At 37.5% G+C, this 8,162-nt stretch carries 7 protein-coding genes; 1 reads left to right on the plus strand and 6 read right to left on the minus strand.

The window, feature by feature from the left end:
* Positions 1-35 precede the first annotated feature (35 nt).
* The 6 genes from lysS to mutL all read right to left on the minus strand — a co-directional run bounded on the left by lysS (position 36) and on the right by mutL (position 6,357).
* On the minus strand, positions 36-1,520 hold the full coding sequence (lysS, locus tag ABZA26_RS03470) for a lysine--tRNA ligase (protein ID WP_372713125.1): 1,485 nt from the start codon (positions 1,518-1,520) through the stop codon (positions 36-38).
* A 30-nt stretch (positions 1,521-1,550) separates the two neighbouring features.
* Complete coding sequence (locus ABZA26_RS03475; RefSeq protein WP_372713126.1) at positions 1,551-3,062, minus strand: tol-pal system YbgF family protein; 1,512 nt, start codon at positions 3,060-3,062, stop codon at positions 1,551-1,553.
* 82 nt (positions 3,063-3,144) lie between these two features.
* Complete coding sequence (locus ABZA26_RS03480) at positions 3,145-3,513, minus strand: DUF1934 domain-containing protein (RefSeq protein WP_372713127.1); 369 nt, start codon at positions 3,511-3,513, stop codon at positions 3,145-3,147.
* Between the two features lie 8 nt (positions 3,514-3,521).
* Entirely contained in the window at positions 3,522-3,929 is a 408-nt protein-coding gene (locus ABZA26_RS03485; RefSeq protein ID WP_372713128.1) for a hypothetical protein, read from the minus strand.
* Between the two features lie 19 nt (positions 3,930-3,948).
* Positions 3,949-4,416, minus strand: coding sequence for a 23S rRNA (pseudouridine(1915)-N(3))-methyltransferase RlmH (gene rlmH / locus ABZA26_RS03490; RefSeq protein WP_372713131.1), 468 nt, complete (start codon positions 4,414-4,416; stop codon positions 3,949-3,951).
* A 54-nt stretch (positions 4,417-4,470) separates the two neighbouring features.
* Positions 4,471-6,357, minus strand: coding sequence for a DNA mismatch repair endonuclease MutL (gene mutL / locus ABZA26_RS03495; RefSeq protein WP_372713129.1), 1,887 nt, complete (start codon positions 6,355-6,357; stop codon positions 4,471-4,473).
* A gap of 354 nt (positions 6,358-6,711) precedes the next feature.
* Between mutL and ABZA26_RS03500 the strand changes: the two genes are divergently transcribed.
* Positions 6,712-8,162 (plus strand): tetratricopeptide repeat protein (locus tag ABZA26_RS03500; RefSeq protein ID WP_372713130.1); only part of this gene is annotated, 1,451 nt, incomplete at its 3' end.

Consider the following 8,162-nt stretch of genomic DNA (forward strand, 5'->3'; position numbering starts at 1 on the left):
CATTTTTCTAATAATTTTATAATAATTCTGTAAAACTAGTCCTTTTTTCTCATCTGCGGGAATAAGATTACGTCTCTTATAGACGGAGCTCCCGTCAACAGCATTACAAGTCTGTCTATTCCTACACCTAGACCACCTGCTGGAGGCATTCCGTATTCCAGAGCCTCTATATAATCATCATCTATCTCTGCATTGGCTTCCTCGTTTCCGAGCATAGCCTCTTCTAGCTGAGCTTCGAGCCTTCCTCTCTGATCAGCAGGATCATTCAGCTCAGAGAATGCATTTGCATACTCTCTGGCATCGATAAACAGCTCAAATCTGTCTGTAAATCTGTGGTCATCTGCATTTCTTTTAGCTAATGGAGATATCTCCACAGGATGTCCGTAAACAAATGTAGGCTGGATAAGATGCTCTTCACATTTCTGTTCAAAGAACTCATTTATTATATGTCCCACTGTGTTCATATGAGGGGCAAGAGCCACGCCGTTTTGTGTTGCAAAAAGTCTGGCTTCTTCCACAGAAACTTCGTTCCAGAAATCCACACCTGTTACCTCTTTTACCATGTCCACCATGTGTACTCTTTTGAAGTTCTCAAGAACAAGCTCTTTTCCGTTGTACTCTACAGTAGTAGTTCCGTTTATTGTTTTTGCAGCGTTCATTATTAGCTCTTCTGTAAGGTCCATCATGTCATTAAAGTCTGCATAGGCTTGGTATAGTTCCATCATTGTGAATTCAGGATTGTGTCTTGTGGATATCCCTTCGTTTCTAAAGTTTCTGTTTATCTCATATACCTTGTCAAATCCACCTACAATAAGTCTCTTCAAATAAAGCTCTGGAGCTATTCTTAGAAACAGTGTCATATCAAGGGTATTGTGATGAGTCACAAAAGGTCTTGCTGCTGCTCCTCCTACGATAGGGTGCATCATCGGAGTCTCCACCTCCAGGAATCCCTTGCTGTTCAGAAGAGTTCTTACTGAGTTTACTATCTGTATTCTCTTCACGAAAGTTTCTTTGACCTCTTTGTTCATGATGAGATCAAGGTATCTTTTTCTGTATCTTGTCTCTACATCTGTAAGTCCGTGGTATTTCTCAGGAAGAGGTCTTATATTCTTCGAAAGAAAATCAAAACCTGAAACTCTCAGAGTGAGTTCTCCTTTTTGAGTGATAAAAAGTGTCCCTTCTACCCCTATAAAGTCTCCTGTACCCATTTTCTTTACTATTTCAAATACTTCATCACCTAGTGAGTCTTTTCTGAGGTAGACCTGTATTTTTCCTGTCTCATCCTCTAGATGGGCAAATACAGCTTTACCCTGTCCTCTGCAGGCCATTATTCTCCCTGCAGTTTTAAACACTGTAGCATCTTCCTCTACAAGAGTATGACTCAGCAGCTCTCCCACCATATGTTTTTTATCATATTTTCTTCCAAAAGGCTCTAATCCCGCCTCTTTAATTTCTTTAACTTTTTCCCACTTATCCATAATAACGTGGTCATCTGCTACTCTGTCAAAGTATCTTTCCATTCCACATCTCCTTTATATTTATAATTTTTTTTATCTTAATCTGACTATATATATCATAGCTTTTTTAGACCAGGTAGTACCGGGATAATCCCTCACCAGTTTTTCAAAGCTTTTCATACTTTTTTCTTTATCCTGCATTCTGTAGTAGCATACCCCTGCGAGATATTCTATTTCAGCTTTTTTTATTGGAGTTTTCTCTGATTCCAGAGCTTTTTCAAAATAATAAGCCGCATCCTTGTACCGGGTAATATAATAATAGCTCATTCCTATCTTCATATCGGTCCCTAGTCTCCTAGATGCCTCTATATCCTTTTCCTCAGCTCTCTTGTAGAAAAGTACAGCTTCCTCATAGTTTTCCCTTTGATACTTTTCGTCTCCCAGATTTAGCTCTTTTTTTATGAGCTCCCCTCTGCGATACATCTCTCTCTCTTTTTCCAGTTCAGGTATCTTATCTTCAGAAACTTTTGAAAGGGCAGATTCAAACTTCTCTAAATCTCCTTCGTTCAGATAAAGCATACAGAGGTTGTAGTAGTCTTTTCCATAGAGAAGATATCTCTCGGCATTTATGACATCTCCCTTTCCCATATACCATTTTCCCAGATATAATGCTATCCTTGCATCCTGGTCCTCACTGTATTTTCTTATGAGAAAAAGTTCATCCTCATCATTTAGAATACCGCTTCCTAGAATTATGTCCGTCAGTTCCTCTTCAATCCCAGGTTTAGTGATATTTTTTTCAAGGAAAGTCCTGTATCTGGCAGAATCTCCCTTTGCTATCTCCTTGTCAAAAGAAAAGAGCCTTTCTCTCTCCATGTTGTCTATCTGAAAATTACCCCTTATAAAATCCGCCGCTTCTTTTGCTTGGGATAACCTTCCCTCAGCAAGAGCTTTTTCCAGTATCATAAATGCAGTTTCTTTATGATAAAGTGCGTCTGGAAAGGCCAGTCTTGATAGTTTCACAGAGGTTATTAAAATGTCTAATTTTCCATTTTCATAACTGTTCAATATTATATCATAATTTTTTTCCTGAGTAAAACTATATTTGACCTTAGAGGTCACTCTGAATCGCTTATAAAAACTGCCGTCTTTAATAATATCCAGTATGTATTCCCCCTGGTACCCTGTTTCAAAAAACAGATTCCCCTCTTTGGCAACAACATAGGATTTTGAGAGGTAGGGACTTTTGATAATCTCTGCCATATACTTACCTGGTTCAGGAAGTTTCACATTGAGAGTTTCTCCTGCAAAAATCTCGTAATTCTCGCCTCTATACCCATCTGGATACCTTCTGAGTCCTGCAGTATTTATAGATTCTACAATCTTTTTATAAATTTCTGAAACATTACTTTCATTCAGTTCTATTTCTTTTGAAATAACTTTAAAATCTACCTTTTTAGAGACCCCAATACTGGGATTCAGATTTGACAGGTTCTCTTTTTCTACTTTTTCTTTCTTGCTTCCCATGGCATACAGTTTATTAGACGGCTCTCCTCCAAGACAGAAAACAGCTAAAATAAATGCCGATATCATATACTTTTTCATCATACCACCTCAAATAAAAAAAATAGAGCACATACATGCTCTATTATAACAGATTTTATCTCATTTAAAAATCTAAATAGCGTTAATTCCAAACTTCTTTTATGGTTACCACAATATCATTAATCTTTTCTTCCCCGTCATAGATTTCATAACTGAGAGAAAGTCCTTCTCTTTTCTGCTTCATATCTGTGGTTTTCAATGTAAATTCACTTGAAGTATAGGGAGTCTTATAATGAAAAGGGGTAATCTTGCCGTCCTTAAATACCTGGACGCTGTTTATGGTCCCTTTTCTTGTGATCTGCACCATATCTTTAAGAATAATAATCTTGCAGTCTCCGTGCTCGTTTTCATAAGAATATTTCACACCTTTAGGTGACACTTCCTTCTGGCAGTTCACTTTTTCTTTATTCTTTTCACCGTAGCTGTCTCTGCTTTCTATGATAAGGTACATATCCCCTCCTATTTCTCCATTAGCCCTGTGATAAAAGAGTCTACATCCTCTTCGAACTCATCAAAGCTGTCCTCTTCCTCTATATAGTTGTCCTCTATATAGCTTTCCTCTTCATCTCCGCTACTGACAGCAAAGCTGTCCTCTCTGTCGTAGTATCCGTCCTCGTCCCAGTCACCTATATCTGCCCCGGTACCGAAATATTCCTCTTCCCAGTGTCCTATTATCTCAAGAGCATCATCATCCTCTATAAGAACTACGTCCTCTTCATTTTCATCAAATAAAAAAGCTCTTTTTTCTCCTTCAAAATCTTCGGCTATTATGTACTCTTTTCCACCAAGAATTATATCTCCAATAACATGGAGCTCATACTCTTCATCAAAGATTTCATAATAAAAAGTCTCGCCTACAGCATACATTTTAAGACACCTCTCTCATTTATTTATGATATTTACTGTTATTAAAAATACTAAACCACCTATAGATCTGTTCCATCAGAATAAGCCTCATAAGCTGATGCGGAAAAGTCATTTTGGAAAAACTCAGCCTCATATGGGATATCTTTCTCACATCTTCAGAAACACCGTAAGAACCACCGATTATAAAATTTATGGTGCTCACTCCGGTTACTGTAAGACGTTCTATCTCCTGGGACATATCTTCAGAAGAAATATTCTTCCCGTCTATATCCAAAAGAATGTTGTACCCCTTGTTTTTTTCTGCTGTTTTTATTATTTCCATAGACTCTTTTTCCAGCGACTGATTTCTGTTGCTGTCATTTCCGTCTTCCTTCAGCTCTATTATTTTTATTTTTGCATAGAGATTCATTCTTTTGAGAAACTCATCTATCCCGTTTTTTATATATTTTTCTTTTATTTTACCTACACAGATCAGGTTTACACTTATCACCCTTATCTCCTCGATACACTTATTATCTTAATAAAATTTTATATCTTTTGTCTACCTTCTTTTAAAGTTTTTTTCAAGTTCTTCCAAAGTTATTTTCAGTATGATGGGTCTTCCGTGAGGACACGTATACTTTCCTACTTCATGGAGTCTTTCTATTAGCAGCTCCATCTCATCATAAGAGAGTTTTTCTCCTGCCTTTATTGAGTTTCTGCAGGACATGGATACTATTATTCTCTCTCTGAAATCCTTTACCCCTGTCTCGTTTTTCAGTTCTTCCAGCATAAATCTAAAAGTATTCTCTATACTCGTCCGAAAATCAAATACAGGAACTCCCCTCACAAGAACCTCGTCATCTCCGAAATCCTCTATCTCAAATCCGAATTCACCGAAAATTTCAAGATTATCAAAAACTATATTTTTCTCCTCATAACTCAGCTGCAGCTTGAGAGGAACCAAGAGATTCTGCATGGCCACCTCTCTTGAAAAGTGCTTTTTCTTCAAGGTTTCGTACAGTACCCTTTCCTGCACTATATGCTGATCATAAATCTCTAAGGTCTCGTTTCTTTCTACCAGAATATAAGAGTTCATAAACTGCCCTATTACTCTGAACATCTCCTTTGTTTCAGGAGATTTATCCAAAGCTTCAGATTTCCCCTCTGGAATATTACTTTTATGATAGACCATTTCCTCTTCTTTAACAAGGTTATGAACTGTTTTTTTTTCTTCCATAGAGACTGATTCTTTTTGAGGAGGAATATTCCTCTCCCCCGGGAGTCTCATCTCCTCAGTTTTTATTACCTCTTCTCTGAAATTTAAAGAGTCCTTTTGGTAATTTTCCTTTTTCGGATGATCTTTCTCTTCTGCTTTTTCAGGAGTGGAAACTCTTTTATCTATTATCCCCTTAAAATCATCTAAATCCAAAAGGTTTTCCACATCTTTTTTTCTCTCGTGAAAAGTCATCTCTGGAGAAACTATATCTTCGTCTTTTCCTATGGCTTTTTCTATCTCAGAAAATACCCGGTTATACACAAGAGAGCCTTCTGAAAATTTGACGATTTTTTTAGAGGGATGGACATTCACATCTATCTCTTTAGGGTCTATTTCCAGAAATATTATAGCAAAGGGATATTTTCCCTTTGTAAGCTTGGTATAATAGCCGTCCATGATGGCTTTTTCCAGTATCTGAGACTTTACATATCGTCCGTTCACATAGGTATGTATATGATCTTTAGATGATCTGCTTATCTCCATGTTTCCCAAAAATCCCATGGGAAACTCTTTCAGATTTTTCAGGACGTTTCTTCCGAAGAGCTCTAAGATAGTATTTTGTATACCCTTGCCGCTGGTCTTCAAAAGCTCTCTTCCCTCTATCTCCAGTGATAAGCCCACATTTGGATTTGCAAGGGATTCCTTCAGCACAGTTTCCTTTATTTTGGAGTATTCTGTACTTTTTTTCCGCAGGAATTTCAGCCTTGCAGGGGTGTTGTAAAAAAGGTCTTTTATCTCTATCTCTGTCCCATGATTGACAGATACCGGAGAAAACTTGGTGACCTTCCCTGCCAGTGCTTTTATCTCACTCCCCAGATCGTCTGACTCTTTTTTAGAGCTTATTCTTATCTTTGATACTGAGGCTATCGAGGCCAGTGCCTCGCCTCTAAACCCGTAGGTATAGAGGTTGAAAATATCCTCTTTATTAAAAATTTTACTGGTGGCATGCCTCTCTATACAGAGCAGCAGATCCTCTTTTGACATTCCCGTACCGTTATCAGATACTGTCACATCACGTCCGCTGTTTTTCACCTGGACTCTTATATTTGTACTCCCTGCATCCAGAGAATTTTCCAGAATCTCTTTTATCATACTGGCTGGATTTTCCACTACTTCACCGGCAGCTATTATATTGGAGACGGATTCGTCCAAAATTTTGATAACTCCCATGGATTCCCTCCCTTTGAAAAAACAGTTAAATTAAAAAGGCAACTTCTCTGTTGCCTGCAGACACCAGTCTATTTTTTTCCAAAACTGATTATAGCAGATTTAAAAATAATTTTCTATAAATTTTTGATTAAATTTCTTACCTGCCCGGCATTATAATTATTGACCTCTACAGGTGTTTTACGCCCCGGGAATAAGATTTTAATTCTGTAAAATTTTATAAATAACCCTCTGAAAAATTAACACTCTCACCTTTTTCTTCTATTATACTTCATTAATCCCCTAAATCAAGTTGCTCTTTTTTTCAATTTTTGTAATAATAGCATTAGAAAATCAAACTGCCGAGGGGTGAAACATTTGAAAAGAATAATTTTTTTACTATTTTTAGCTATACATTCTCTCATAATTTTTGGGACTGATCAGACCGGCATAACCGACTACAAGCTCTTTGCCTCGGGAAAAGCATTTCTTTCCCAAAAAAATTACAAAGACGCCATCACCGACTTTGAGCTTCTGTCAGAAAAGTACCCCGAATCCCTTCTCTTCAAAAGCAACTATGCCAATTATTATATAGGAATGACCTATTATAATCTAAAAGATTATAATAATGCCAGAAACTTCCTGGAAAGAGCCATATATACACCAAAGGACTTCAAGACAGGGGACCCCTATTTCAGAAAACAAAAGAAACATCTCTTTGAATATGAAAGAAACTATTATCTAGGGAAAATATACTTGGAGCAGGGACTTACAGAGGAAGCCCTGAAACACTTCAGATTCCTCATAAAAAACTACTATTCAAATGAACTGGAGACCTATGAAAAACTGGCTCTGAAGGAGCTCGGAAAACACGAAGCCTATTACGAAATACTCTATATGATAAAATATGAAAATGCTCTTTCGATTCTTTTATCACTGAAAAATGAGGATATCCTCGATGTAGGGGATTTTTTCCTATCAAAAGGATCCTACGAATCTGCTGAAAAAGCATACTCAGAATACCTCTCTCTTGAAAAAAAGGATGTTCAGCAGGCAAAATTATCACTGCTGGAAACCCTCAAAAGAGCAAAAAAATATGAGGTACTCTTGAGCAAAGCTTCGGAGTTCATTGGTTCTTCCTCCTCTGAAAACAGTGACTTCTACCACTATCTGGCCACTGCCCAGCTCCAGACGGGAAAAAGAGCAGAGGCAGAGGAATCATTTTCAAAGATAAAAACCGGAAAATACAAGGAGGCCGCCTCTGTAAGCATAGCCCGTCTCCGGTCTTCAAAAGGGGAGTATGACAGTGCTGTTTCAATACTGAAAAACAGCAAAGACCCATCTGCCCACGACCTTCTCATGGAGACGTATATAAAAGCAGATATGCCTGAGGAGTTTAAAAAAGCCTCTGTAGACTATATAAAAAAATATCCATACAGTGACCAGGCGGCGTATTACAGATTTCTTCTCTATAAAGAAAGTAAAAATCCAAATTATCTCAACTGGATAATGAAGTACAACATAAATACTTACTACTATGAAATAGCCTACTCCATCATGGAAAGTATGAGGGATCTCCAGGAGTATCCTCTCAATTACAAATCCAGTATCTACAGAGATAATGTAAAAAGGCTTGAATCTCTGGCTGAACTGGGAGACGGCGAGATACTGAAGATAGAGTTTGAGAATCTGGACTTTGCTGAGAAAGACAAGATTTTCAAAGAATACCTTATGAGCAACATTTATGAAAAGGGAGGATTTTACCTCAATGCAGTATTAAACTCCAGAAAATATCAGGGTGATTTTTCAAAATATTCAAATCTCATACC

It is taken from the genome of Ilyobacter sp. (assembly GCF_041583315.1).
Classification (GTDB): Bacteria; Fusobacteriota; Fusobacteriia; order Fusobacteriales; family Fusobacteriaceae; genus Ilyobacter.

Bases quoted from the DNA above. Each gene is read 5' to 3' on its own strand.
- ABZA26_RS03475 (WP_372713126.1), bottom strand. From the start codon at position 3,062: ATGAAAAAGTATATGATATCGGCATTTATTTTAGCTGTTTTCTGTCTT.
- mutL (WP_372713129.1), bottom strand. From the start codon at position 6,357: ATGGGAGTTATCAAAATTTTGGACGAATCCGTCTCCAATATAATAGCT.
- ABZA26_RS03480 (WP_372713127.1), bottom strand. From the start codon at position 3,513: ATGTACCTTATCATAGAAAGCAGAGACAGCTACGGTGAAAAGAATAAA.
- ABZA26_RS03485 (WP_372713128.1), bottom strand. From the start codon at position 3,929: ATGTATGCTGTAGGCGAGACTTTTTATTATGAAATCTTTGATGAAGAG.
- lysS (WP_372713125.1), bottom strand. From the start codon at position 1,520: ATGGAAAGATACTTTGACAGAGTAGCAGATGACCACGTTATTATGGAT.